Consider the following 25826-nt stretch of genomic DNA (forward strand, 5'->3'; position numbering starts at 1 on the left):
ACTCCTCAGAAGTTGATCGGGAAGCTGCGCGGCTGCGTACCGGTCGCCCGGGCATAAGCGGTGGCCACGGCACCCGCGCACACCGGAACGCCCAGCTCGCCCACACCGCCCGGGTCGCCGGTCGGGGGCATCACGAAGACCTTCGTCTCGAGCGGCGAATGCCGCTGCCGCGCCCACTTGAAGTCGCTGAAGCTGCCTTCCCGCACGGCACCGTTGTCGAAGTGCAGGCCCGCCTGAAGGATCGTGGAGATCCCGTCGATCAGCCCGCCCTGCATCTGCGCCTCCACACCGCGCGGGTTGATCGCGCGGCCCACGTCCACCGCCACGAAGGCCTTGGTGACCCGTGGGTTCTCCGGGTCGGTGGCGTTGATCTCCACCAGGCACGCCGAGGAGGAGCGATGCTCCTCGTGCACCGCGAGACCTTGGGCCCAGCCCTGGGGCATCGGGCGGCCCCAGCCGCCCTCGACGCCGACCTTCTTCAGCACCGCCTTCGCCCGGTCGGTCTTGAGCGAGTCCATCCGGAACTTCAGCGGGTCCTTGCCGAGCTTCGCCGCCAGTTCGTCGACGATGAGCTCTTGCGCGGCGCGGAACGAACCACCGTGCACACCACGCCACTCGGCGGTCTTCACGCCGGGAATCCGCTCGCCCTTGCCGTCGATGGTGACCAGGCCGAACTCGTACGGCACGTTCTGGCTGATGTAGAAGACGATCTCGTCGACCGGCTTGTTGATGGCCGAGAAGATCTCCGAGGTCAGCACGATGCCCGCACCGTGCGACAGGTCCACCATCACGCCGCTCATCTTCTGCTGGAAGGAGCGGACCTTCCCACCCCGGTAGGAGGCGATGATGCGGTGGTGCGTCGGCGGACGCATCCGCCCGTGCCGGGTCTCGTCGTTGCGCGTCCACATCAGCTTGACCGGTTTGCCCACCGCTTTGGACACGCGGGCGGCCTCCACGACGGCGTCGTTGAAACCGCGCGCACCGAACGAACCACCGGCTCGCGTGATGTGCGCGGTCACGGCCGGCTGCGGCAGCCCGACGGCCTTGGCGACGTCGACCTGCACCCCCATGCCGACCTGGCCCGGGTACCAGACCTCCGCCCGGTCTCGACGCACGTCGGCGACGGCGTAGCTGACCTCCATGGGCGAGTGGCTGACACCGGCGAAGTCGAAGCTCGCGTCGATCTTGCCCTCGCCGTCGCCCAAGTCGAGGGTGTCCATCATGCTGCCTGTCTTCTCGTTCAGCGTCGCCTTGATGTCGGTGTCCGAGGTCCTCGCCCCCGGCCCGGGAACCCAGCTGACGTGGAGCTTCTTCGCGGCTTCCAGAGCCTGCCAGGTGTTCTCGGCGCACACCGCCACTCCGGTGGGCAGTTCGACCACGTCGGACACCCCAGGCAGGGCGCGGACGGAGGAGTCGTCGAAGGCGGCGACCTTGCCGTCCACGGTGGGCGGACGGACGACGACGGCGACGACCGAGCCGGGAATCTTGATGTCGCCGACGTACTTGGTGGCGCCGGTGACCATGCCGCGCGCGTCGACGCGGTTCATCGGCTTGCCGAGCACCTTGTGCTGCTCGATCTTCTTCGGACGCGCCGGGACCGCCGGAAGGGTCACCTTGGCCGCGTCCTTGGCCAGTTCTCCGAAGCTCAGCTTGCGTCCGTCGGGCGCGTGCACGGCCGTGTCCGAGACGGTCAGGTCGGTGGCGGGAACGCCGAAGCGCTTACCAGCGGCCGTGACCAGCCGGGACCGGGCGGCGGCCGCCATCGACGCCAGCGGCTGCCACAGGGCGCGAACACCGCTGGAGAACCCGGTGAAGTGGTTGATGAACAGCTCCGGGCGGGCGTCGGAGATCTCGACGACCACGTCGGAGGGCTTGGCGTCCATCTCCTCGGCAATCATCATGACGACCGAGGTGTTGATGCCCTGGCCGACTTCCAGCCGGGGCATCTCGAAGCGGACCTTGTTGTTGGCGGCGATCTCCAGCCGCATCAGCGGCATGGTGGGCATCGCCAGCATCGTGACGGCGTCGGCGAAGTCGACCATCGGCTCCAGTGGCGGGAGCGGAACCGGGATCTGGGATTTGGCCGCAGCAGCGGCGACCTCACCCTCGGGGACCAGCTGCGCGGCGACCGTCAGCGTCGGGGCGGCCATCAAGTAGGTGAGGAAGCGCCGACGCCCAACACCGGACGCCTGCCCCGGTTCCGCCACCGCTGCCCCCTCCGCGGTTTCCTCTGGAGTGGCGGGCGTGACCATTCAGGACTCCTCTCAAGGGTTGCCCAGGCAACAACCCAAAGCTCGGCTCGAACACAGCGAGCAAGGCGAGACAAGCCCACACGCAGCGTCCGGCACCCCACGCCTCGGGTTCTCGCGGATGTGACTGTGCGTGTTGGCATCTGTGCGCAGACTCACCCTGCTAGGTATGGCGGAGCACCCTAGCGGAGCAGTGACGGAGTGAATAGCCGCCCGAATGCTGCGACAGCAGGGCTTCTCTCGTCCGAATGCGCACTTCTGTGACGCAGAATGGAGCAACCCAAGCAAGTGCTTGCCTGGCGACCAGCGGAAACGAGTACTCCGGTTTTCGGCGCCGGCATCGCATTTCCGGCTTCGAATCCGATGGGTCATACCCGTGAGTGATGCAACCGATATCGTTTCGCGATCCCCGGTTGCCTGCGAACTCTGTTCGGTGTCGGACCCGGGGCGGTCTTCGGTCTCGCGCGGCCTTCACGTACAGCGATCACCACGCCCGTGAGGGCCGGTATTCGCTCTCACTCACCCAGAGCGTCGTTGCCGGACCGGTTTCGGTCAGCCGGTCGCGCACGGCGCTCCACATGTGCTCGGCGACGATCTCGCGGTCGAAGTGAACGACGCTCCCTGTCGGGATCCCGCGCAGGTCTGCCGGTTCCCGGCGCGTGATGGTCTCGGTGCGCTTGACCTTCTGCCTCCCCATCTGCATCACGACCCGCGATTCGGTACCGACCTGCCCGTGCACCCCACTCAGCGGCTCATGCAGCACCAGACCCCCGCAACCACTTCGACATGTGTGCCGGTCGGCGAGCAGTTGGACCACCCTCTCCCGCGGCAGAGCGATCTCTCACTCCTGATGCAAGCTTGACGTCGGGACATCGGAGGTCCAGCCAAGTCGGGGCGGGGCGGGCGGCAGTCGGGGGGCGCCCGCCCCACCACTTCGGTTCCGCTACAGGCCGCAGGCGCCGCGGTCGAGTTGGAAAAACCTGGCGTTGACCCAGCGGCACAGCCAGATGCCGACCATGACGCCGGCGATCGTGGCCAGGGCCGGGAGGTATCCGCTGGCGACCTGGATGATCGGGATCGCAGGGCAGCCACCCGAGATCGCCCAGCCGGTGCCGAACAGCACGGCACCGGGGACAACACCGCCGTGGATGAGGGTCGGTACGCGGCGGACGCCCACCACGGTGAAGACGACGACGATGATCCCCACTGCCCCCGCGAAGGCGTACAGCATGCGCGGGTCCTGGAAGGTGAACATGCGGTTCAGCTCGGCGTAGTCACCGAACCCGATGCTGGTGACGATGAAACCCAGGGCGAGCCCGGTGATGATGTTGGCGACGAGAACAGCGCCCCTGGTATTCATCAGATCACCTTCCACAGCAGGAACGACACACCCACGGCGGTGCCGAAGAAGACAGTCGTGGCGACGAGGCTGACAGGCCGCAACCGGCCGCATCCGCTGAGCCCGTGGCCCGAGCTGCAGCCACCGGCCAGCCGAGTGCCGAAGCCGACGAGGATCCCGCCGGCGAACAGCACGCCGATCATGACGTTGGGATCGGCGGTGACGAGCCTGCTGAAGCCCTCGCCCATGTCGTAGCGGACTTCGAACTTGCCCATGCTGATCGCCGCGAGCCATCCGCCGATGAAGATCGAGAGCAGTAATGCGGCCTGGGTGACCAGAGGTGCCGGGCGCACCCGTGCGGCGACAGGCTCGATGTCCCGGTCGTCGTCGTGCGTCGCCTTTGGTGGGTGGGAGGGGACGGCGTGGGTGCCGAACTCCGCGGCGGTCGCTGCGGCGAAGGCTTCCTCGAGCGCGCGTCCGTCGGCGAACTCGGCTTCCTGCTTCTCGAAGCGACGTTCGGAGCGCCAGTGCAGCACGCGGTCCCACGCTGAGGACACACCGAAGGACCGATCGGTGATCAGCGTGTAGTTGATGGTGACGAGGGCGAGTCCGATCGCTCCCGCCCACCAGGGCCAGTAGGTGGTCATGAAGGACCTCGCATCCATTCGGCGAGTCGGGTCCACCATCGGCGCTTGGAGATCCGCGTCCGAGTGGACCGTGCTTTGCGCCCCTTAACCGGTGGAGTGTCGGGGACTTGGTTGACGTGTGACCGTGCTGACTGCTCGTGGCGCTGAACCGGCGCCTCGACTGGTCTGGCGGATTCCGGTATCGGCGTAGGTTCGAACCAAGCCTCGGATCCGGGCGCCCCGGAAATGAGGGGTGCCGGCGGTGTCGGTTCGGCGGCAGCGGACCGTTCGGCGGCGTTTCGGATGTGCCTCGCGTCAGCTCCGTTGGGCAGCAGTGAGATTGGCACGAGCTGGCCTCTGGATGCCAGCTGGTACCGCGTGCATTCGCGCCAACGCGCCTCGCTGTCGCAATAGGACTCTCGCCAGCCGCGCAAACTTGCGTTCAGCAACGGGAAGAGAGGGCATGTTTTGGCATGGGAGCAGCCCATTTTCCCTCCGATCTGACCAGCGACGCCACCGGCCGGGTAGGCGGCGTAGCGCGATCGTGTCGTTGTGTCGTTGCAGAACCCGGCGAGTGATCGCATGGCGTTGCGATGCGCAACGCACCGTGACGCCATCCGTCATCTCCGAGCGTTAATCCCGCACGCCGCCCAGCGCGTTACTTCCCGCCACCCCTCAGCAAGAGACGAAATTCGATCAGAAAAGCACTGTGACCAGCCGTTTTCCCATTTTATTACAAGTATCAACCAAAAGTTCCACAACATAGTTGCCCGACCGTGATACGAGCGTTCTCAAATCGATTCAAGGGACTGTGGAATGGGTCATATTTTGATCGCACCCTCTCGCACGCGGGTGGACCACTACAGGAATCTCGCGAAGTTCTTTACTGCGGCGTAAACAATTACTCGCGCGCACTCATCTCCGCAGGTCAAATGACGCTTACGGCATGAATTGCGCAGGTTACCCACCAGTTGTCAAAGATGAAGCGGAGGAATCGAGTTCGCGTTCGCGAGGTTTCTGGCAAGGGTGACCAGGTGCCGGATGCGCTGCGTTTCCATCATCCGCGGCGTTCTGTAGCGGGGTGGTTACCAAACGCCCAGGGTGTTGAGCAGAGGATCCTGCGCACCAGCGTGCCGGGCGGTCACTGCAACCGGACGTCCACCGACTCTTGATCACGATGCGCGATCTCAGGTCGAGGGGTGACCCGTAACGCTTCGCCTGGTTGGCCGATAGGGCAAGTGGATCTCATGCGCTGAACTACAAAAGGTAGCGCTACGAACCCCCTGTGCGGCCACACGGGTGATCGTTGTTTTCGAAGCTAAGGAGTGCTGGTGGCTCGCCACGATGACACGGCCTTGACCTACCTCTACGGACGGTTTTCTTTCGCCCGGAAGATGATGACCGACCCGGCATGCAGTCGTGAGAGTCGCCGGGATTGGGCGATGCGTGCCGAAGAGCTGCGGCAGTGCCTTCGGCGGCTGGAACTGTGGCGTTCCGAGAAAGTTGGCGCTCGCTACGAAGACGACGACGTGACTGCAACCGAGATCCTGCCACCGAGGGAATCGGCGAATACGTAGGTGCTCAGGGAAATTCGAAAGACTCCGACAGGTCGAGATCCAGTCCACTCATGGTTCCGCAACGGCGCTGTCGGCATGGCGCGTTGCGGGTTTCCCCTACTGATGATCTCGACAGCCTCTGGAGCGCACCGCGTCGCCTGGGAGAACCTGATGGGTGTTGACCCGAAGTACCGCATAGGCGGGCCAGCCGAGGGGAAGGGCAACCGGCCCACCTATGCGGAGCAATCGGATCCAGCATGCTGACGGGCATCAGAACCGAAACAACCGAAATGCGACCTGCTACTTTCGATGGAGGCCTTCCGGCTTCGCAAGCATCAGCGGCGGAGCGCCTTGATGATGAGCTTTCCGCCGACGGCCCAGACGAGGGCGGCGAGGGCGTAGTTGAGGACGACGCCGAGGAGTTCGTCGTCGGGCGTGAAGACGTCGCCGAGACCGAGCACGAAGACCTGCGCCATCGCGTAAACGAACGAGACGAATCCATTTCCTTGGTTCGCGTCGAAGACCACGAACAGCACGTGCAGCGTGAAGATCGTGATGACCACGCCCACGACGACGCGGACGATGTGGGCGATGGTCTCGCCGCTGTCGTCCCGGCGACGGCCGTGCGGTGGTTCGTCGTAGTATCCGCCCTGGTGAGGCCGCTGCTGCGGGTACGGGCCCGGTGGCGGCTGCTGATATGGACCTGGCTGCTGCGGGTGGGGGTAGCCCTGCTGGGGCGGCGGACCGTAGCGCGGGTCGTAGTTCATGGCTGCGGATTGTGTCCGTCTTGACCCTGCCGAAACAACCCAGCCCTCATCCGGGTGATGCGAGAGAAGGTTCACCGGATCTCGCGACAAAACTGAATCTGTGTCGCTTTGTCGCCGTATGCAGCTGAAATATCGAATTTGCCTAATGCAACTACATTGCACATTGCGCGGATGGTTACCGCCGCGTGATGACTCTGTGTTCAGACCGTAGGTCACCCAAGTGGGCTAGGCCCTACTTTCGTCGGTGTCGCTCTGCGATGCTTCGCGCCGGTGCCGCCGGGGGGGCGGATACGTATCCGGCGATTGTTTCGGAAGGCGATATGACCTACGCACAGCGACAGCATCCCTACGGGCCGCCGCAGAACTACCGTCCGCGCCGTCGCCCAGGCCGCAAGATCCTGGCGGTCATCGCGGTCTTCCTGCTGGTCGTGGTGGGATTCCTGGTCTACGTGGACTTCTCGCTCAAGCGCGAGGACGCCATCCCGACCGACGGCGAACGGCCGGCCGATGGGCCGGGGACGAACTGGCTGCTGGTGGGCTCGGATTCGCGCGAGGGCCTGGACTCCGAGCGGCAGGCCGAGCTCGGCACCGGCGACACCGCAGGGCGCCGTACCGACACGATGATGCTGGTGCACGTGCCCGCCGCGGGTGGCAAGCCGACGATGGTCAGCCTACCGCGCGACTCCTACGTGTCGATCCCGGGACAGGGCAAGGACAAGCTCAACTCCGCCTTCGCCCACGGCGGGTCGCAATTGCTGGTCAAGACGATCGAGGCCAACACCGGGCTGCGCGTCGACCACTACGCCGAGGTCGGCCTCGGCGGGTTCGCCGACATGACCGACGCGGTCGGTGGCGTGGACCTGTGCGTGAAGGAACCGATGCAGGACCCCAAGGCCAACCTGGACCTGCAGCCGGGCTGCCAAACCCTGACCGGCCCGCAGGCGCTGGGCTACGTGCGCACCCGCGCCACCGCGCGCGGTGATCTCGACCGCGTGGAACGGCAGCGCGAATTCCTCAGCGCGCTGTCGGAAAAGGCATCCAGCCCCGAGGTGTTCCTCAACCCGCTGCGACTGTTCCCGCTGATCCTCAACACCTCCAGCACGTTCCTGGTCAACCGCGACGACCACGTGTGGCACCTGGGCAGCCTCGCCTTCGCCATGAACGGCATCGCCTCCGGCGACGGCATCACCACGACCGTGCCCTTCGGTGGTTTCGGCGAGACCGACGCCGGCGGCTCAGTGGTCAAGTGGGACAAGCAGAAGTCCCAAACCCTCTTCGAGGCGCTGGCATCCGACTCCCCGGTTCCCCCCGAGGTCATCACCACCGCCGAGTCCATGGGCGGCTGAACGAAGAGGGGCACGAGGACATGAGGGAAACGCGCCGGGGTGGTATCGGCGAAGAAGTGGAAGAGGCGGTGCGCGATTATGAGCTCGCACTGGCCGAAACTGAGACTGCCGGACGCCACGCTGACTCCGACGAACGCTTTCCGCACCTGGAAAAGCTGCGGATACAGGTCATCACGCGAGCCGAGGCATTGCCAAGCATCTGCTGGCCACGGCCCAAGTGCGAGCACTGCCAGGGTCAGCGCGAGGTCTCCGCGGTGCAAGTCCTCACCGAAGCCGGGCAAGCACCGCAGTTCGTCACCCGCAAACGGCTATGCCCAAGGTGCAGAGGCACCGGCATGACCATCGCCCCCAGCCTCCAGTTTCCGCACCAACCACCCGAGTCCGCGGAACAAATCGGCCAGTAGGAAGCGTCTTCACTAATCCGATCGGGCTACGTAGGATCAGCCGTGCCGACGCCCGCTAGCGGATGGCGGTCACACACCATCTCACCAGCGGGCGTCGGCACCATGGCCCCACGGGCGCAGTCGAGCACAAACGCCTACCCATGACTGGGTTCCGTCTGCTGCCGGTAGACGTCGCCGCCATTTTCCTTCCGGGAACCACCGACAAGAAGACGACCGGCACCTGCCCTGACATCTTCCGAAACCATGAAATCGGAAGGCAAGCGGACGAGGCCTGAAAGGCACCACGAACACGAACAATCGGACGACACAGCTCCAATTCCTTCTGTTCGGGTGACGCTGAGACGGTCATACAGGAGCAAGGTCTGGTCAGAATGCGATCATCAGAGGGCGCCTTGGGAACGAGGAGGACGGCGGTGCTCGGAAGGTCATCTCATAGCAGAGCAAAACTGGACGTTGACCGTCCCAATCCGGGCCGTGTTTACGACTGGTTCCTGGGCGGAAATTCCAACTGGGCCATCGATCGCGTCTTCGGCCAGCGACTGCTCGGCATGTGGCCACAGGCGGCAGGCGTGGCACGGCAGAACCGGTCCTTCATGCAACGAGTGGTCACGGATGCCCTCGACGCGGGTATCCACCAATTCCTCGACCTCGGCTCCGGCATTCCGACCATGGGCAACGTGCACGAGATCCTGCAACTGCGCACCAGCGAACCCGTGCGCGTGGTCTACGTCGAATGCGACCCGGTCGCGGCAGCCCATACCCGGGCCTACCTGCAGCACACCGACTGGGCCGGAGTGACCCAGGCTGACCTGCTGAACTGGCGCGAGGTTCTCGCCGACGTCACCACGCAGCGCCTGCTCGACCTCGACCAGCCCGTGTGCCTGCTCGCCGTCTCAGCGCTGCAGTTCGTCGGCCCCGACGACAACATCGCGGACGTGCTGCGCCGCTACGGCAGCGAACTCGCCCCCGGCTCCCGGATCGCCCTTTCCCACTTCGCCTCCGACGTCCCCGACCCCCTGTCACGCGCCGCCATGGAACGCTTCCGGACCGCATACGGCGCCATCAAACCCGTGTGGCTGCGCGACCGCGGCACTATCACCGACTGGTTCGACGGACTCGGCGACCAGTGGACGCTGCTCAACCCCGGCGTGGCCCAGCTCCCCGACTGGTGCCCCGACCTCATCGCCCACCCGAAAGCGACAGCACAAGCAGAAACAGAACGGCCCTACGCGTGGTGCGGTGTCGCCGCACACGACAACTGAGCAACCACCCATCACAGACCCCCTGGATAGCGGGGACTTTCGATGTGCGGTCCAACGGAAGAGGCCATTATCCGAGAAATGGTCCACACCTGGACATCCATTCCAATCGGAGAGAAAAGTTCCGTTTGACCCAGGTGATTCTTGCGATCATCCACCGTCCTGGAAGTGTTCATGATGCGGGCACTCATCGGACACCGTACGCGCCATAGATTTCCCGTTTGCCGCGTCGTTTTTGCTGCGGCACAACCTGTTCCGGCTTCTGACTGAAGGAGAACGCCGTGGAACGTCGGGATTTCCTCCGCGCCGCCGTGGTCGGTGGCACCGTGGTCACCCTCGGATTCAGCGTCACCCGCGAATCCATCGCCTACCCGGCCAAGACCGGCCCCAGCCCCTACGGAGGCCTGCAGGCCGCTGACGCCAACGGCATCCAGCTGCCGGCGGGCTTTTCCAGCCGCGTGATCGCCCGCTCCACCCAAACCGTGGCCGGCACCGGCTACACCTGGCACAGCGCCCCGGATGGCGGCGCGTGCTTCGCCGATGGCGCCGGGTGGATCTACGTCTCCAACTCCGAGATGGGCACCGGTGCAGGGGGCGTCAGCGCCATCCGCTTCGACGCCAACGGCAACACCACCGGTGCCTACCGCATCCTGTCGGGCACCACCCGCAACTGCGCCGGTGGCCCGACCCCGTGGAACACCTGGTTGTCGTGCGAGGAGACCGACTTCGGATACACCTGGGAAACCGACCCCTGGGGCACCAAAGCCGCCGTACGACGGGACGCCATGGGCCGGTTCAAGCACGAAGCCGCCGCCTGCGACCCCGACCGCAAGGTGATCTACCAGACCGAGGACACCACCGACGGCTGCTTCTACCGGTTCATCCCCACCACCTGGGGCGACCTGTCGGCCGGCGGAACCCTGCAGGTCCTGGTCGAAAACGGCACCACCCTGTCCTGGGTGACCGTTCCCGACCCCGACGGCAGCCCCACACCCACCCGTGACCAGGTCGCCGGCGCCAAGCTCTTCAACGGCGGCGAGGGAGCCTTCTACCGCAACAACATCTGCTACTTCACCACCAAGGGCGACAACCGCGTGTGGGCCTACGACGCGGCCACCAACCAACTGCACATCGCCTACGACGACAACCTCACCAGCAACCCGCCGCTGACCGGCGTCGACAACATCACCGGCGCCACCGTCGGCGACCTCTACGTCGCCGAAGACGGCGGCAACATGGAAATCTGCATCATCACCCCCGACGACATCATCGCCCCATTCCTGCACGTCACCGGCCAATCAGCCTCCGAACTGTGCGGCGTGGCCTTCAACCCAGCAGGCAACCGCATGTACTTCTCCTCCCAACGCGGCACCAGCGGTTCCAGCAGCGGCGGCATCACCTACGAAGTCACCGGCCCCTTCCGCACCACTCTCTGACAAGCTGTCTCGTGACGACCGCGGGCATCAAGGCCTGCGAACACGCAGTGCTTCGTTGATTCAATCGGGGGTGTCGACCGGGCCAGCAGAGTCCCGGTCCGGTCGACGGCCCCTCCCCCGCTGACCCGCTCACACATCCTCAGACAGCCGAACCCGCCGAACCCAACTGCCTCGCCCGTCGCCCTTCTGACGACAAGCTTTCTCCGGGGCCCTGTGTCACGCCAGAAACCGCGCTCACTGCACAGTCGATCGCGAAGCTTCACTGACACTCCCGCCCTGGTCGGGGATGATGCGGCGAGGGCCGAAAGGGTTCCGCAGGCCGCGCTGCGCAACTTGTAGCACGAGCCCGAAGGCGTGCAGCGATTCGCGGCACAGACCGTGGTCATCCGGTTGATGATCAGCTGCCTGCTGGACGGCGCCGAAGCCGTCATCGAGATCCGGAACCATTTCGGCGCCGCCAGTTCATCTGAGCGCCACGAACGCAACCTCCACATGTGAGGCGGACTGCCTATCGTCCCCTGCCATGCCAGAAGTTTCCCGACGCCGCGTGCTCGCCGGCGCCCTCGGTAGCGCCGCTGCCGCATCGCTCCTGCCCCCATCACTGCATCGGGCCATGGCCAATCCGATGCCCACCGGTGGTCTCGACGCTGTCGACCACGTGATCGTGCTGATGCAGGAGAACCGCTCCTTCAACGACATGCAGACCGGAGTCCAACAAGCCCAGGAGGTGTTGAAGAACTTCCAGTGACGCCGCCGGGAAGGGCTCCGGTCGCACGCCGACCCCCATCAATAATCGCGCCGGGAGCAGGAAGCAGCCGAACCGTGCCTCAACGCTCCGCTCCAGAGATCACAAGCATCAACCATGATCAACTGGCGGTGGCACCCATTTCCGGCGCCCCCTCACCAAACACGATCACGAAGTCCGGCTGGAGCGCTAAGGCATCCGGATGCTCGTCGACCTTGCCGAACGCTCGCCGTCCTCCGGCCCGTTCGAGGGTGATCCGACCGTGAGGCGCTCGGCGATGATCGCCCGCGCTGCCTCGCCCGTTCGGGTGGGCAGCAGCGGGTAGACGTGCACGAGCCCCTCCCCCTCGTGGAACTCCACCTCGACCCCTGCCACTCTCGCGCGGTCCCGCAGCAGGTGCGCGTCCGGGTTGAGGATGTCGTGGGTGCCGCTGAAGACGGTGAGCGGGCCGAGCCCCGCTAGGTCCCCGGCCAGCGGGCTCACGCGGGGGTCCTCGGTGGGCAGCTCGCCGCGCCAGCGGTCCGAGAGCGCGCGGCCGCCGGGCACCGCCAACCAGGGATCGCTGGGCTGGACCTGCGGGATCCGCGGATTTGACCAGGCGAGATCCAGCGCTGGCGAAATGAGCAGGGCCCTCGGCAGGGTGACGCTGTGCTGGTCACGCAGAACCATCGCGGCGGACAGGGCAATCTGGCCCCCGGCGGAGTCCCCAGCGAGCCGTACCTCCCCGTGCAACTCGCCCGCCTCCCGGACGAGTTCGACGACGGCAGCCACTACGGCTTCCGCCGTGCCGAACGGGACCAGCGGGTAGATCGGCACCACCACCGTGGTCCGGGCCTCGGCGGCGATCTGGGCCACCAGCCGCCAGTGCGCCGCGGAGATCTCGTTCACCCAGCCTCCGCCGTGGACGTACACCACGGACCCCTGAGGTCGGGCGTCCGCAGGGCGTACGCGGTACACCGGCCAGCCGTCGCGGCGCGAGACATCGATGGTCACCGGAGACCCGAGCCGACGCGGCGGTGCGTAAGGGCGGGGCCGCAGCGCCAGGCGGTCGACGTGGGCACGTGCACGTCCAGGGGAGCGGAACACGCGATTCCTGCCGACGGCACGGAGATACAGGGGGATGACCCGTTCGGGAAGGCGCATCAGAGTCGGCTCCAGGGCGTCGGGAACGCTGGCTCACGCTGCTTGAGGTCGGACGATCAATGACCGTACCCGCCGGAGGGCGTTCCAGCAGCGCAGGCCTTCTACCGCTGCTCGGCACCCACCCTCACCTCGTTGCCCGTTTTGGTCCGCTTAGCTGGAGACCGTTGGCGCGTCGACAAATACGTCCCTGTCACCGGGAGTCAGCGGGGCTTCCGCACAACCAGGCGACATCGTCGTTGCCATAGTGCCGCACCACCGCCGCGGCGAGCCAGATCAACGCGACCAGCAAATCCTCGTCCGGCGGCTGCGCTGGGCCGTCCAGCAGGGCGGTGGCATCGCGGGCGAGGTCAGCGCAGTCAGGACCGAGATCCGCGTGGATGGAGCCCAGCATCCCAGCGAGGTCCAGCTCGTCGTGAACGCGCGCCCCGGCGAGCCATTCGGTCAGTATCAGACATCCCACCGTTGCACCGAGCGTTTCGTGGCGGTCTTCGGGCAGCCTCGCCTCCGCGGCGACGCGCCGGTCGGTCGCCGCCACGCGCGCACCGAAGAGCCTTGCCGGTTCGGGAGACCGGTCAGCCAGCGTCCGTGCGATGACCACCTGGAGATCCTCAGCCAGGATGCTCATCAGATCCCCGAGGTCAAGGTCCTCCTCATTGGACACACCGGTCTCCTTGGCTCCAACGACGCTGCCTATGCGAAGACAGAGAGTCAGACTTACTCTGACTATGGTCAACTATAGTCAGAGTCGTTCCGGTCCGGCAACACTGTGAGGCGCCTGAGACTCTCGATCCGTGGGCGACTCGTGCGGCACTCGGCACCGGATCATCAGCGCCGCTGCGCGACTATTGAGCCGCCAGGGATTCACCGCTACCCCGAGGCGCCATTGCCTTCGAGCGCCCCAACCGGCTCCGTTCCCGCCGATCTCAGACCCATGACTCCGTCACCGCAGAACGAGCGCGGCGCCGGATTTCGTTCAACACCGAAGGAATGAGAACCACGCACAGAGCCATGATCACCAAGGCCACCACCCGCGTCGCGGACTCCAAGCCGAGGCTCACGGCGAGCAGGCCGACGCCGACGACGGGTCCGCCCAGGCCGGTGTAGCTCACGATGAAGTAGGCGCCGACGACCGAGCCGCGATCCGCGGAGGGGGTCACCACCATGATCTCGTGCAACGCGCCCGAGTAGACCAGGCCATGCCCGGCGCCGGTGCTCAACATGGCGAGCACGGTCAGCAGTTCACTCCCGGCGCTGCCTGCGGCCACGAGCAACGCGAGCCCCAACGCGAGAGCACCCAGCCCCCATGCTTGGGCGGTGAGCGGAGCGAGACGGCGAGCCACGAGCTGAACCACACCGGAGGTGCCGATCATCAAGGTCAGCGCGCTGGCCGTGAGCGCGAGGTTTCGCGTGCCCAGCAGGTCACCGACCAGCGAAGGCAGCACCGCGGAGAACATCCCGAGCACCGCCCATGCCAGGAACGATGAAGAAGCAGCGATCGTGAAGGTCCGCCGCACCACAGGAGGAATCGTGATGCGTGCCGGGCGCCATCGCCCTCCCTCCGCCTGAGCTCGACCTGGCGCACGCAACGCCAGAGCTGCCGCCAGGACGACCAGGCCCAGGTGCACGATGAACGCGAGCTGCCGCGGCGCCGGCCCAAACGCACCCAGAACCCCGCCGAGCAGCGGGCCGAGCGCCAGCCCGAACGTGATGCACGCTGTCGCCACGGCGGCCGCCAGCCGCTGTGCCCGGACAGGATCCCGGACGAAGCCGCCGACGCTGTCGCTGAGCACCGCCTGAGCGGCAGCGGTTGCCGTGCCCATCCCGAGCCCCTGCGCGACCCGCGCGGCGAACAACCACCCAACATCGTCAGCGACGACGAACAACACGTCCCCGGCGGCGAAAACCAGGAGCCCCAGCACCATCGGCAACCGCCTGCCGACGACATCGGACAACGGACCGAACACCAGCAGGCCGGGCAGGATCACCGCGACCGCAGTGGCATACAACAGCGTTTGAGTCAGCGAGGAGAAGCCGAAGTCCTCCCGGAAGACCCCATATAACGCGCTAGGCAGATTGTTGCCCACGTACAACGCCGCCAGTGCCAGCGCGCCCGCCGCGAAGACCTTCATACCCGATCTCGGCGGATCCACCACGAGCTGACTTGCATTGTGAACGTCAGACGGCATGCGGGTACGGTAGGACGCAGACTTTCTATTTGCAAGCCAGTGGAGGATGTGCGCGATGAGCACCAAACGGACAGCGTGGGCTGACGTGCCCTGCCCCATCGGACGCGCGATCGACGTCCTCGGCGACAAGTGGGCGCTGCTGATCCTGCGCAACGCCACGGTGGGAATGAAGCGCTTCGACCAATTCCGAGAGGACCTCGCAATCGCCGACAACGTGCTCTCGACCAGGCTGTCCCGCCTCGTCGACGCCCGGCTGCTCGTCCGCGTCCCCTACCGGGACGACGGCCGCACCCGACACGAATACCGGCTCACCGCCGCAGGTGCAGATCTGCTTCCGGTCATGCACGCACTCGCAGCGTGGGGACAGCGGTACACCGAAGCAGCCGAACCCGCTGAGCCGATGACGCTGATCCACCGGGAATGCGGTCACGAAACCAATCCCGGTGATAAGTGCGTCCATTGCGGACGAACGGTTGACCGCCAGGACCTGGCGTGGCTGCGGCCGTGGCGTTCCCCCGAACCTGTCCCGCTAGCCGAACCGGTCACCTCCTAACCCCGGCGCGGGTGGGCGCGGGAAGCGTTGGGTTCCGCAGCGCCACGCTCCCAACCCGGGCACGTTGATCCCGTCAAACCTTTGCGGAACTGCGGTCCCGATGGTCATCCAATGCTCTTCACGAGGTAGACGGCCTGCCCAGGTGGACGCGATCGTCGGCCAACTCCTGGACGTACTCCCGGCCACCGTCCCAAACGTCGCGACGCCGCGGACCCACCGCTGGGGCCCGCAGGATGCGGATGCATCGGGTCTTTCGACCGTGTTTCGTGCCGCCAAGCGCGCCGACACTGGAATTGAGGTCTGCGTTCGCGATGGTGTGGAGGTCGGCATGACCACTCCGAGCACTCCGCAGTGGCACGTCTCCGGGGGCTGGTTCGACGCGTGCAAGTGTGCGATTCCGTGCCCGTGCTCCTTCGCGCAGCCGCCAACATACGGCGACTGCAACGGCGTCCTGCTGTGGCACATCCGCGAGGGCAACTACGGAGACACCGCCCTGGACGGTCTCAACGTCGCGATGCTCGCCTCGTTCGTCGGCAACGTGTGGAGCGGTGAGCACAGCGACGCCCGTGCGGCCCTCTTCCTCGACGAGCGAGCGGACGAATCGCAGCGCACCGCACTGCAGAAGATCTTCGGCGGAGAGGCAGGAGGCTGGCCGAAGCAGTTCGGCGAGCTCTTCGGCCCCGAGATCGTCGGCGTGGAGTACAGCCCGATCGAAGCCTCCATCGCCGATGATCTGGCCACCTGGAGCATCCGCATCCCAGGCAAGGCAGAGGCGACCGTCGAAGCGCTGACCGGCCCCGCCAGCCCCGAAGGCGCCCGCGTGCAGGTGCACAACCTGCCCGGCTCGGAAGTCGGGCCAGGGCACGGAGCGGCCGTCTGGGGCAAGGCCACCGCTGACCGGGCCGACGCGTTCGGCTTCAGCTGGGACCGCTCTGGCTACTCCAGCAAGTACATCCCCTTCGACTGGACCGGACCGGACGCCGGATGACCCGCACTGCGCAGGCGCGCGGCATCCCATCGCTGCGATCCTGGTCCGGGGTGGAGCTGGCGCTAGCTGCGGTCCTGCTCGCGCTGGCCGGGATTTCCTGGCTGCTCAGCGCCGTCCTCGGCATGCCCGACATGCGGATGGGCCTGCTCACCGGCATGGGACCAGCGGAGATGTCGGGCGGGCCGACGCCCTTCGCCCTGTTCCTCGGCATCTGGGTCGTGATGATGGCCGCGATGATGTTGCCGGCGATCACCCCGTTCACGATCGGGGTGTCCAGGCTGGTGCGAGCGCGGCAGAAACGCGGAGTCCTGCCGCCCCTGACCCTCGGGTACCTGCTCATCTGGACCGCCGCGGGCGTTGCCGCGTGGGCGATCCTGCGCGGATTCGACGCGATCGACCACAGCGCGACGTCGGTGCGGGTCGGGGCGGTCGTCCTCCTGGTGGCCGGAGCGTACGAGTTCAGCCCGTTGAAGCGCTGGTGCCTGGTCCGCTGCCGATCGCCGCTGGCACTCGTGGTCAAGCACGGCGACACGGTGGTCCGCAGCAGGCTGGGGGCGCTGCGGGTCGGCGTGCACCACGGCGGCTACTGCCTCGGCTGCTGCTGGGCGCTGATGGTCGTCCTGCTCGCCGTCGGTGCGATGAACCTACTGTGGATGGCCGTTCTCGCCGCGGTCATCGCGATGGAGAAGGTCCTCCCCCGCGCGGAGATCGTCAGCTCCGCGCTCGGTGCCGTGTTGATCGGTGCGGGCGTGGTCCTGCTGATAGCGCCCGGGTTGCTGACTCCGATGGCCTGACGCTTCGTCCGTGCACTGCGGAGAAACCAAGTGGGCACGTGCCTCCGCCCCAGCTGCTGTGTCACCAGCCGCGAGCTCACTCGTGCCGCGCAGCAGGAGACCCGCCCACGCACGGACCCACGACGAAGTCCTCACCCTGCCCGGCAACGAGCCCCTGGTCGACCCCGGCAGGCGTTACTCGAACAACTCGACGATCTCGTTGACCGCGACACCGACGAACAGCAGCAGGCAGATCCCCAGCAGGGTGTTCGACAACCACCGGGACCGGTGCGCTGCCGGCATCATCGTCTTCGAGTTCAGCAGCACCAGCAGTGTGCCCGCGAGAAACGGCATGAAGAAGGCGCCCAGCACGCCGTAGACGATCGTCAGCTGGAACGGCTTGCCCAGCAGCAGCAACAGCATCGGCGGGAAGGTCACCCACAGCAGGTAGACCCGATAGGGCGTGCTGTGCATGCCGGCCTTGTGGTCGTAGTCCTCCGAGGTCTCCGGCGGGGCGTCCTTCGGCAACCGCCAGGTCCGCCACCAGTCGGCGAACAGCAGACTCACGCCGTTCCACACCCCGATGATCGAGCTGAAGGCGACCGCGAAGAACCCGACCAGGAACGGGATACGCGCCCACTGCCCGTAATCCGCGGCCAACGTCTCCCCGAGCGTCAGCAGACCCTTGTCGCCTTCGGTCAGGTCGTGACCGAGCAGGATTTCCGCGCCGACCACCAGCATCGCCACCACGAAGATGCCGGTGGTGACGTAGCCGACCGCGTTGTCGGTCCGCATGAACGGGATCCAGCGCGGCGCACGCCAACCCTTGGCGAACGTCCAGTACCCGTAGGCGGCCATCGTGATCGTGCCACCAACGCCGCCCATCAGACCCAACGCGTAGGCCACGGAGCCTTCCGGCAGCCTTGGCACCAGGCCCGCGCCGAGTTCCACCAGGTTCGGGCCGACCAGGATCGCGGTGCCCACCACGGTCACGAACATGACGCCGACCAGCACCGTCATCAGTTTTTCCAGCACCGAGTAGCGGCCGAACCAGACGAGCATCAGACCCGCCAGGCCGCAGATGACCGCCCAGCCGCTGACCGGCAGCACCGGGAACAGTGCGTTCAGCGGCAGCGCTGAAGCCGACATCGCGGTGGCCCCGTAGACGAAGCCCCACACCACGGCGTAGATGCCGAAGTAGGTGACCGCCCAGCGCCCGAGCGTCCGCCAGCCCGCGAGCATCGTGCGATTGGACGCCAGGTGCCAGCGGCCGACCGCCTCCCCGAGCGCCAGCTTGAACACGGTGCCCAGGATCACCGCCCAGAACAGCGCATACCCGTAGCGAGAACCCGCAACCAGGGTTGCCACCAGGTCACCGGCTCCCACTCCGGTGGCCGCGGCCATGATGCCCGGTCCGACCTGCTTGAACCTGGCGCCCCACGTCGGCTTCGGTTCGGCGACGTCTGGGGAGTCCGCGTCAGATGTCATACCAAGCAACGTAACCCGACATGGCGGACTTCATCATTCAGCTCGACCGAACTGAAATCTCGAAGAACCGGCCTGCGGCTTCAGTGAACAACAGTGACCGCAGACGTCGCCCGGGGGACTGCCGCGAAAGTAGATCCTGCGTGGTCGTGGCCCACGAGCAAGCGCACCTGCGGGCCAGGCACCACCCCGCGATCTGCAGCAGACACCTCAGGACCGGGTTGAGCGGGTCCGCCGTCGGCACCGTCATGATGATCACGGATGTAGAACCCGGGCTTGTTGAACATCTCCCGGAACACCGTCAGGAAGCCCTCGCCATGCGACACCTCGGCGGTGTTGTCCTCCCAATGGCGTGGCACCCCGCCCAGGTTCTCGATCATCTGAAACGCCGTCTCCGCGCGCAGGAAGAACCCCTGCTTGGCATGCGGTACGACAGCAGCACCCACTCCCCGGCGAACCCTCGGCACTGTCCAACGTCATGAGCCACGGTTACATTGCAACCACGGTTACAACAAGGTATGGGAAGGGCGCGACCACTTCATGGGACAGCCAGAGTTGTTCACCCTCTCCGCGGTCACCGTGCACCGCCACGGCACCACGGTGATCAACGATGTGTCCCTGCGGATGAACGAACACCGCTGCACGGCACTGCTCGGCCCCAGCGGTAGCGGGAAGACCACCCTGCTGGCCTGCTGACCCGCTTCGAAGACCCCGACGACGGCCATCTCACCTTCCGCGGCACTCGCCTCGACCAGCTCGACGTGCTGGCGTTGCGACGCCGCGTGCAGTTCATCGCCCAACGGCCCACGCTGCTGACCGACACCGTGCTCGACGAACTCCGAGTCGCAAACCCGCTGCTCAACGAGGCCGAAGCCGCCGAGCTGTTGCTCCAGGCAGCGCTGCCACCCGAGTTCTTCCTGCACCGCAGCACCCACGGGCTCTCCGGCGGCGAAGCGCAACGTCTCTGCCTGGCCAGAGGACTCGCCCTGCACCCTGAAGCTCTCCTGCTCGACGAGCCCACCTCCGCCCTCGACCGCACCAGCGCCGACGCGATCGCAACGACCGTCCGACGCTTCATCGCCGACGGCGGCAGTGCCGTCATGGTCAGCCACGACCACCGGCTCGTCGAAGACCTCGCCGATGACGTGTTCGTCCACGACAGCGGGAATGCCGCCGCCATCCAGGACCGCCCGGGAAGCGGATCATGACCGAGCTCACCGTGCCCAGCTGGGGCGCCGTTGCCGCCTCACTGCTGCTGGTCGCCCTGACCGCGCTCATCGCACGCCACCAGCGCCTGCACCTCACCAAGGAGCTCGTGATCGCCGCCGGCCGGGCCGGACTCCAACTCGCAGCCGTGGGCGCCGTGCTGGTGCTGCTTTTCCAACACGCCGGACTCCCCGGCGCACTCGGCTGGGTGGCGTTCATGGTCGTGCTCGGAGGTCAAGTCGCCGGCTACCGAGGCCGCGCACTGCCACAGGCACGAACCACCGCCACCATCGCGATCGCCACCGGCACCGCCATCACCCTGGGCTCACTGGTCGCGCTCGGAGCGATCTCCCCGCAGCCCCGCGTGCTGGTCCCCATCGGCGGCATGATCGTCGCCACCGCCATGCAAGCCACTGCGGTGTCACTGCACCGCGTACGCCAACAAGCGCAGTCCGACCGCCCAGCCATCGAAGCCCGCCTAGCACTAGGACTCTCCAGCCGCGAAGCGTTCCTCCCATTCCAACGCTCCGCCCTGCGCACCGCACTGCTGCCCACGCTCGACTCCACCAAAGTCGTCGGACTCATCAGCCTGCCCGAAGCCATGACAGGCCTCATCCTCGCCGGAGTCGACCCGATGACCGCGATCCGCTACCAGATCATCGTCATGTACATGCTGCTCGCCGCCACCACCATCGCCGCCCTCACCGCGACCCGACTAGCCGAACGAGCACTCTTCGACAACGCCCACCGCCTCGCACCGCTCGACACCAGTCGCGTCCGAAGCCGCCGCCCAGTGATCTAGACCGCGGCCAGACAGCGAAGCTGTTCGCGCGGTGGGCCGGAATCTTGCTCATCGGACAAGGCCCGGCCCACCCCCTGCTGTGAACGCCTAGATCGATAAACGGAACTTGACCGAACAGCTGGGAATCAGGCAGTCCACGGCCAAGAATGCCTGCTGCACCGGCTTGCCGTACCGCCTCAGCGGATCCTGCCACCACCGTCCCATCGCCCACCGCCTCCACGGGTCGCATGCGGTTAGTCGCGAGGCTAGTGCGGCCAGGAGAACATTGATTTCGATTCAACTGCCGAACCTCGCTGCACGAAACCAGGCACCTGAGCAGGGAAGCGGTCACTAAGATCTCTCGGCTCGCAGACCAGCTTGCAACAATGGCCCGCACACGTGGATGATCAACGTGGGAATCGCTAATGTGATTCCACAACACCTAAGCGACCCGCAGTCCGCGGTCCCACCACACAGCTGTGCGGCATCACCGGGACACCACGAAACGGATGGAGTATGCGGTGGCAGACAAGGTGACCGAGTTACCGAAGGTCCTGTCGACACAAGGTGAACAACACCAGGAAACCGGCTACATCAAGGCCTCCGACGAAGATGTCGACCTCTACGTCGACCGCGTCACCGACGACGTCCTGGCCTGCCGCGAACGCGGCCGCCACCTGTTCCCGACCATCCGACAGGCCGGGATCCACTTCTCCGAGATCGACTCCGACGGCCTGTTCGTCCGCCGGCTGACCTGCACCTGCTGCGAGCTAGCCGTCAAGGTGGAGAAGTGGGAAGGCACCCGGGCGCGTGGCCGTACCCGCTTCCACCGCGTCACCTCCCAACTGGAGTACCGCACCGGCCAAGACGGACAGACCTACCTCTCCCCCACCGGACGCGGCCGCATGACCCCCCGCCAGATCGGCGACTCCGTGGCCTCCAAGGCACTGGCCGGGCAAAGCCTCGCCGCCCTGCGCAAAGCCACCACCCGCACCACCACCAAGACCTCGCGCAGCGCCTCGAAAACCGCCAAGCCCGCACGCAAAAACAGCAAGGCACGCTGATCCATGGGCACCCGCCAGATCCGATACTGCGACATCAGCGGCACCGAACACGACGTCGAAACCCACGAGATCAACATCGACCAGATGCGCGTGGAAATCGACCTCGCCGCCGACGAATACCGCAAACTCCTGCAACTCCTGCGGCCCTACCTCGACGCCGGGCGCATCGAAGCCTCCATGCCCGACCTCCCACAACCCACCACACCCCGGCGAACCACCCGCCCACACGGCACACGAGGCAGCGACCTGTCCGCGCAGGAACGCACCCAACTACGCCAGTGGGCCGAGGAAAAAGGACTCCCAGTACCGGTCAACAACCAGTTCAAACGCACGGTCATCGACCAGTGGCGCGAAGAAACCACCAACCCACGCCGCCACACACCACCGCACAGCACGCCATCCCCAGCCGAAACCCCCGAGACCCCCGCCACCACCGCAAAAACCAACGCAGCCCCGGCGGCCGAACCCGAGCCGACCGACACCGCCCAGGACCAGACCCTACCGAGCCGCAGGGACCGCATCAGCCAGGTCCTGCTGACCAAACCACGGACCTGGATGACAGTCACCCAGATCACCAACCTCACCAAGCAAGGAACCTCCGACACCATCGAACGCAACGCCACCTCCGAACTCCTCCGCCGCATGGCCAACGACGGCCAAGCCGAACGCGACGACAGCACCCGACCCATCCGCTACAAAGCCACCCCACACACCACCACCTCGCCTGACGCCGTGCCGCCGCGATGAGTGCGACTTCCGTTCCCCGCCCCGGGAGCGGGCACAAACCCCAGAGTGCGGTGACACGGAGATAGCAGGGGTTGCAAGGAACGGGCCTCATTCTTGGTCGTGGCCAGGTCAACAGCCCGTTGAGTGGGGACGATCCGGACCGCCGTTCACCCGGCGTGGGGGGTGACCTCTTTTTCGATGTGCTCGAAGATGTCGGAATCGCACGAGCTGGTCGTTGATCAGTAGTCAACCCGCCTTTGTGAAGTCGCTCCGCTGCCGATGACAGAGCCGGTGCCCGGCGGCGACTGGAGCCGTGGTGGTCCCGGTGCGGGCGGCGGCATGTCCGCCCGCACCGGGGTGGAGTGGTTAGGCGGGAAGGCGTTCGCCGGTGGTCGCGGAGAACGCGTGGAGTGCCTCCGGCCGTGGGCGCAGGTGGATCTGCTCGCCCTTGGTGACGCCGGTGCGCGGGTCGACGCGGGCGATGACGTCCACCTCGCCGTGGGTGCGGCAGCCTTCGGTGAGCCTGCAGTAGGCGTAGGCGTCGGAGCCGAGTTCCTCGACGAGCGTGACCGTGCCCGTCAACCCTTCTGCGCCCGGACCGACGATGTCGAGGTCTTCCGGCCGGAACCCGAGTGTGACCGTGGAGGAACCGTCGGCGCCGGCCGCTTCTCTGGTCGTTCGCGGCAGCGGGAGGAACAGTCCGCCCAGCTGCGTCCCACCGTCGACGAGCTCGCAGGTGGCGAGGTTCATCGCGGGCGAGCCGATGAAGCCGGCGACGAAGACGTTCGCGGGCCGCTCGTAGAGAGCGCGCGGGGAGGCGCACTGCTGGAGCACGCCGTTGTTGAGCACCGCGACCCGGTCGCCCATGGTCATGGCTTCGACCTGGTCGTGGGTGACGTAGACCGTCGTGACACCGAGCCGGCGTTGCAGGGCGGCGATTTGCGCACGCGTTGACACGCGCAGCTTGGCGTCCAAGTTGGACAGCGGCTCGTCCATGAGGAACACCTGGGGTTCGCGGACGATGGCTCGGCCCATGGCCACCCGCTGCCGCTGCCCGCCGGAGAGGGCTTTGGGCTTGCGATCCAGATACGGCTCCAGGTCGAGCAGTGTCGCGGCCTCGGCGACCCGCCGGTTGATCTCGTCCTTCGGTGATCCGGCGATCTTCAGGGCGAAGCCCATGTTCTGCGCCACGGTCATGTGCGGGTACAGCGCGTAGTTCTGAAACACCATCGCGATGTCCCGGTCCTTCGGCGAGAGGTGGGTGACCTCGCGGTCGCCGATGTGGATCGCGCCGGAGTCGACGTCCTCGAGCCCTGCCAGCATCCGCAGGCTCGTCGACTTCCCGCATCCGGACGGACCCACCAGGACTAGGAACTCACCGTCGGCGATGTCCAGAGCCAGGTCGTCCACCGCGGGCCGGTCGGCGCCCGGGTACTGCCGGGTCGCCTTGTCGTAGGTGATGGTTGCCATCAGTTACCTCTTTCCTCGACCGCGGGTGATCACAGGGACAGCCAGACCGCGGTGTCGGGCGGGAGAAGGTCGTCGTCCAGCTCGCCGCTGGCCAGCAGCACGTGGTCGTGCGCGGGCAGTCGGTGGGGTTGCCCCGAGAGGTTGACGGCGCAGGCGAAGCCGGGCGTGCGGGTGAACGACAGGACGCCTTCACCTGCGTCGTTCCAGGCCAGGTCTCCCTCGCCGAGCGCGGGGTTCTCGCGGCGGATGCGCAGGGCGGAGCGGTAGAGCTCGAGCATCGTGCCGGGGTCGCCGGTCTGCGCCTCGGCCGTGCGGTCCTTCCACGATTCCGGCTGCGGCAGCCACGGGTCAGCCGTGGCGTGGGCAGGGCTGAAGCCGAACGGCGGCTTCTCACCGGACCACGGAATCGGAACTCGGCAACCATCCCGGCCGCGTTCGGTGTGCCCGGACCGCTCCCACACCGGGTCCTGGAGCAGCTCCTCCGGGAGGTCTTCGACCTCGGGCAGGCCCAGTTCCTCGCCCTGGTAGATGTACGCGCCGCCGGGTAGCGACAGCATGAGCAGCGCTGCGGCGCGAGCGCGGCGAGTGCCCAGCTCCGGGTCCGCCTCGCCGGCCGCCCTGTAGTTCTGGCCCGGAACCCAGTCGACGGGCGGGCGTCCGTACCGGGTTGCGTGGCGAGGGACGTCGTGGTTGGACAGGACCCAGGTGGCCGGGGCGCCCACCGCGTTCAGGCTCGAGGTGGTGGTGTCGATGACCTCGCGCAGCCGCTCGGCGTTCCAGGTCGCCTGCAGGAAATCGAAGTTGAACGCGGTGTGCAGGCCGTCTGAGCGGACGTAGTTGGCCAGCCGTTGCGGGGTATCGGCCCAGGCTTCTGCCACGAACTTCCGGTGGCCGGGGTACTCGTCGGCGATGCGCCGCCAGCGCCGGTAGATCTCGTGCACCTCGTCGCGGTCCCAGTGCGGGTGCTCGCCCTCCGGGTAGACGTATCCGGACCCCTGCGGTGCGACGACGTCGGGGAGATCGGTGTCCTTGATCAGGCCGTGCGCGACGTCGATGCGGAAGCCGTCGATGCCGCGGTCGAACCAGAACCGCAGGACCGATTCGAACTCCTCCCGGACCTCGCGGTGCGCCCAGTTCAGATCGGGCTGTTCCGGGGCGAACAGGTGCAGGTACCACTCCCCCGGACTGCCGTCGGGTTCGCTCACCCGCGTCCAGGCCGGGCCGCCGAAGCAGGAGTTCCAGTTGTTCGGCGGCTCCGAGCCGTCGGGCCCGCGGCCCGGTCGGAAGATGTAGCGCGCGCGTTCGGGACTGCCGGGCCCGGCCGCCAGCGCGGCTTGGAACCAGACGTGCTGGTCGGAGGTGTGGTTGGGCACGAGGTCGGGGATGACGCGGATGCCGTGCTCGTGCGCCTCGGCGATGAGCTGGTCGGCGTCGTCGAGGGTGCCGAACCGGGGCTCGATGTCGCGGAAGTCGGCCACGTCGTAGCCGGCGTCGGCCTGCGGTGACGGGTACCAGGGGTTGATCCAGATGGCGTCTACACCGAGGTCGCGCAGGTAGGGCAGTTTCGACCGGATTCCGGCGATGTCGCCCATGCCGTCGCCGTTCCCGTCGGCGAAGCTGCGGATGTAGACCTGGTAGATCACCGCGTCTCGCCACCACGGTGCGGATCCCTGGTGCGAATCGATCAAGTCGTTGTCGTGCATCGGTGAGGTCCTCCTCGGATG

Annotated in this window: 25 protein-coding genes and 1 pseudogene; 14 read left to right on the plus strand and 12 right to left on the minus strand. The window is 66.6% G+C overall.

The genetic code is table 11. From position 1 onward, the window contains the following. Nucleotides 1-5: 5 nt before the first annotated feature. The 4 genes from AB0J78_RS08340 to AB0J78_RS08355 form a co-directional block, all read right to left on the minus strand. A complete protein-coding gene (locus AB0J78_RS08340; RefSeq protein WP_363788007.1) occupies nucleotides 6-2252 on the minus strand; it encodes a molybdopterin cofactor-binding domain-containing protein in 2247 nt (748 codons plus the stop codon). A 481-nt stretch (nucleotides 2253-2733) separates the two neighbouring features. Continuing rightward, nucleotides 2734-2946 carry a hypothetical protein gene (locus AB0J78_RS08345; RefSeq protein WP_363788008.1) on the minus strand — a complete coding sequence of 71 codons (213 nt, stop codon included), beginning with the start codon at nucleotides 2944-2946 and terminating at the stop codon, nucleotides 2734-2736. Between the two features lie 246 nt (nucleotides 2947-3192). Continuing rightward, on the minus strand, nucleotides 3193-3609 hold the full coding sequence (locus AB0J78_RS08350) for a YeeE/YedE thiosulfate transporter family protein (protein WP_363788009.1): 417 nt from the start codon (nucleotides 3607-3609) through the stop codon (nucleotides 3193-3195). Continuing rightward, the gene (locus AB0J78_RS08355) at nucleotides 3609-4235 is read right to left on the minus strand and encodes a YeeE/YedE thiosulfate transporter family protein (RefSeq protein WP_363788010.1); all 627 of its coding nucleotides are present in this window, start codon (nucleotides 4233-4235) and stop codon (nucleotides 3609-3611) included. The genes AB0J78_RS08350 and AB0J78_RS08355 overlap by 1 nt, the downstream gene beginning before the upstream one ends. A gap of 1310 nt (nucleotides 4236-5545) precedes the next feature. Here AB0J78_RS08355 and AB0J78_RS08360 point away from each other — a divergent pair. Further along, on the plus strand, nucleotides 5546-5791 hold the full coding sequence (locus tag AB0J78_RS08360; protein WP_363788011.1) for a hypothetical protein: 246 nt from the start codon (nucleotides 5546-5548) through the stop codon (nucleotides 5789-5791). Between the two features lie 314 nt (nucleotides 5792-6105). Here the strand turns inward: AB0J78_RS08360 and AB0J78_RS08365 are convergent, their stop codons facing one another. Beyond that, nucleotides 6106-6537 carry a hypothetical protein gene (locus AB0J78_RS08365; RefSeq protein ID WP_363788012.1) on the minus strand — a complete coding sequence of 144 codons (432 nt, stop codon included), beginning with the start codon at nucleotides 6535-6537 and terminating at the stop codon, nucleotides 6106-6108. Nucleotides 6538-6857: 320 nt separating this feature from the next. On the opposite strand from AB0J78_RS08365, the gene AB0J78_RS08370 reads away from it, so the two are divergent. The 6 genes from AB0J78_RS08370 to AB0J78_RS08395 all read left to right on the plus strand — a co-directional run bounded on the left by AB0J78_RS08370 (nucleotide 6858) and on the right by AB0J78_RS08395 (nucleotide 11730). Beyond that, a complete protein-coding gene (locus tag AB0J78_RS08370) occupies nucleotides 6858-7883 on the plus strand; it encodes an LCP family protein (RefSeq protein WP_363788013.1) in 1026 nt (341 codons plus the stop codon). A 20-nt stretch (nucleotides 7884-7903) separates the two neighbouring features. Then, nucleotides 7904-8287 (plus strand): hypothetical protein, encoded by a 384-nt coding sequence (locus AB0J78_RS08375; RefSeq protein ID WP_363788014.1) that lies wholly within the window; start codon nucleotides 7904-7906, stop codon nucleotides 8285-8287. Between the two features lie 371 nt (nucleotides 8288-8658). Continuing rightward, nucleotides 8659-9549 (plus strand): SAM-dependent methyltransferase, encoded by an 891-nt coding sequence (locus AB0J78_RS08380; protein ID WP_363788015.1) that lies wholly within the window; start codon nucleotides 8659-8661, stop codon nucleotides 9547-9549. Nucleotides 9550-9827: 278 nt separating this feature from the next. After that, nucleotides 9828-10982, plus strand: a complete 1155-nt coding sequence (locus AB0J78_RS08385; RefSeq protein ID WP_363788017.1) for an alkaline phosphatase PhoX — start codon at nucleotides 9828-9830, stop codon at nucleotides 10980-10982. Between the two features lie 354 nt (nucleotides 10983-11336). Next, complete coding sequence (locus AB0J78_RS08390; protein ID WP_363788018.1) at nucleotides 11337-11480, plus strand: hypothetical protein; 144 nt, start codon at nucleotides 11337-11339, stop codon at nucleotides 11478-11480. 115 nt (nucleotides 11481-11595) lie between these two features. After that, entirely contained in the window at nucleotides 11596-11730 is a 135-nt protein-coding gene (locus tag AB0J78_RS08395; protein ID WP_363788019.1) for a hypothetical protein, read from the plus strand. A gap of 186 nt (nucleotides 11731-11916) precedes the next feature. Here the strand turns inward: AB0J78_RS08395 and AB0J78_RS08400 are convergent, their stop codons facing one another. The 3 genes from AB0J78_RS08400 to AB0J78_RS08410 all read right to left on the minus strand — a co-directional run bounded on the left by AB0J78_RS08400 (nucleotide 11917) and on the right by AB0J78_RS08410 (nucleotide 15056). After that, the gene (locus tag AB0J78_RS08400; RefSeq protein ID WP_363788020.1) at nucleotides 11917-12870 is read right to left on the minus strand and encodes an alpha/beta hydrolase; all 954 of its coding nucleotides are present in this window, start codon (nucleotides 12868-12870) and stop codon (nucleotides 11917-11919) included. Nucleotides 12871-13060: 190 nt separating this feature from the next. Continuing rightward, on the minus strand, nucleotides 13061-13531 hold the full coding sequence (locus AB0J78_RS08405; protein WP_363788021.1) for a hypothetical protein: 471 nt from the start codon (nucleotides 13529-13531) through the stop codon (nucleotides 13061-13063). A 262-nt stretch (nucleotides 13532-13793) separates the two neighbouring features. Then, nucleotides 13794-15056, minus strand: coding sequence for an MFS transporter (locus AB0J78_RS08410; RefSeq protein ID WP_363788022.1), 1263 nt, complete (start codon nucleotides 15054-15056; stop codon nucleotides 13794-13796). A gap of 55 nt (nucleotides 15057-15111) precedes the next feature. On the opposite strand from AB0J78_RS08410, the gene AB0J78_RS08415 reads away from it, so the two are divergent. From AB0J78_RS08415 to AB0J78_RS08425, 3 genes are all read left to right on the plus strand, one after another. After that, on the plus strand, nucleotides 15112-15609 hold the full coding sequence (locus AB0J78_RS08415; RefSeq protein ID WP_363788024.1) for a helix-turn-helix domain-containing protein: 498 nt from the start codon (nucleotides 15112-15114) through the stop codon (nucleotides 15607-15609). A gap of 328 nt (nucleotides 15610-15937) precedes the next feature. Next, entirely contained in the window at nucleotides 15938-16597 is a 660-nt protein-coding gene (locus AB0J78_RS08420; RefSeq protein ID WP_363788025.1) for a DUF1326 domain-containing protein, read from the plus strand. Continuing rightward, the gene (locus AB0J78_RS08425; RefSeq protein ID WP_363788027.1) at nucleotides 16594-17391 is read left to right on the plus strand and encodes a DUF2182 domain-containing protein; all 798 of its coding nucleotides are present in this window, start codon (nucleotides 16594-16596) and stop codon (nucleotides 17389-17391) included. The genes AB0J78_RS08420 and AB0J78_RS08425 overlap by 4 nt, the downstream gene beginning before the upstream one ends. Nucleotides 17392-17565: 174 nt before the next feature. Here AB0J78_RS08425 and AB0J78_RS08430 read toward each other — a convergent pair whose 3' ends face one another. Together AB0J78_RS08430 and AB0J78_RS08435 are read right to left on the minus strand one after the other, a co-directional pair. After that, nucleotides 17566-18858 carry an Nramp family divalent metal transporter gene (locus tag AB0J78_RS08430; RefSeq protein ID WP_363788029.1) on the minus strand — a complete coding sequence of 431 codons (1293 nt, stop codon included), beginning with the start codon at nucleotides 18856-18858 and terminating at the stop codon, nucleotides 17566-17568. Nucleotides 18859-18938: 80 nt separating this feature from the next. Next, the gene (locus tag AB0J78_RS08435; RefSeq protein WP_363788030.1) at nucleotides 18939-19301 is read right to left on the minus strand and encodes a hypothetical protein; all 363 of its coding nucleotides are present in this window, start codon (nucleotides 19299-19301) and stop codon (nucleotides 18939-18941) included. Between the two features lie 178 nt (nucleotides 19302-19479). Between AB0J78_RS08435 and AB0J78_RS08440 the strand changes: the two are divergent. The 4 genes and pseudogenes from AB0J78_RS08440 (at nucleotide 19480) to AB0J78_RS08455 (ending at nucleotide 22653) form a co-directional block, all read left to right on the plus strand. Next, a pseudogene (locus AB0J78_RS08440) lies at nucleotides 19480-20063 on the plus strand (ABC transporter ATP-binding protein). Further along, nucleotides 20060-20863, plus strand: a complete 804-nt coding sequence (gene fetB, locus AB0J78_RS08445; protein WP_363788031.1) for an iron export ABC transporter permease subunit FetB — start codon at nucleotides 20060-20062, stop codon at nucleotides 20861-20863. The pseudogene AB0J78_RS08440 and the gene fetB overlap by 4 nt, the downstream one beginning before the upstream one ends. Before the next feature lie 488 nt (nucleotides 20864-21351). Beyond that, nucleotides 21352-21906, plus strand: a complete 555-nt coding sequence (locus AB0J78_RS08450; RefSeq protein WP_363788032.1) for a hypothetical protein — start codon at nucleotides 21352-21354, stop codon at nucleotides 21904-21906. Nucleotides 21907-21909: 3 nt separating this feature from the next. Next, the gene (locus AB0J78_RS08455; RefSeq protein ID WP_363788033.1) at nucleotides 21910-22653 is read left to right on the plus strand and encodes a histone-like nucleoid-structuring protein Lsr2; all 744 of its coding nucleotides are present in this window, start codon (nucleotides 21910-21912) and stop codon (nucleotides 22651-22653) included. A 345-nt stretch (nucleotides 22654-22998) separates the two neighbouring features. Here the strand turns inward: AB0J78_RS08455 and ugpC are convergent, their stop codons facing one another. Next, nucleotides 22999-24102, minus strand: a complete 1104-nt coding sequence (gene ugpC, locus AB0J78_RS08460; RefSeq protein WP_363788035.1) for a sn-glycerol-3-phosphate ABC transporter ATP-binding protein UgpC — start codon at nucleotides 24100-24102, stop codon at nucleotides 22999-23001. A gap of 29 nt (nucleotides 24103-24131) precedes the next feature. Then, a complete protein-coding gene (locus tag AB0J78_RS08465) occupies nucleotides 24132-25805 on the minus strand; it encodes an alpha-amylase family glycosyl hydrolase (protein ID WP_363788037.1) in 1674 nt (557 codons plus the stop codon). Nucleotides 25806-25826: the final 21 nt, after the last annotated feature.

The organism is Saccharopolyspora sp. NPDC049426 (genome assembly GCF_040676935.1).
GTDB lineage: Bacteria > Actinomycetota > Actinomycetes > Mycobacteriales > Pseudonocardiaceae > Saccharopolyspora.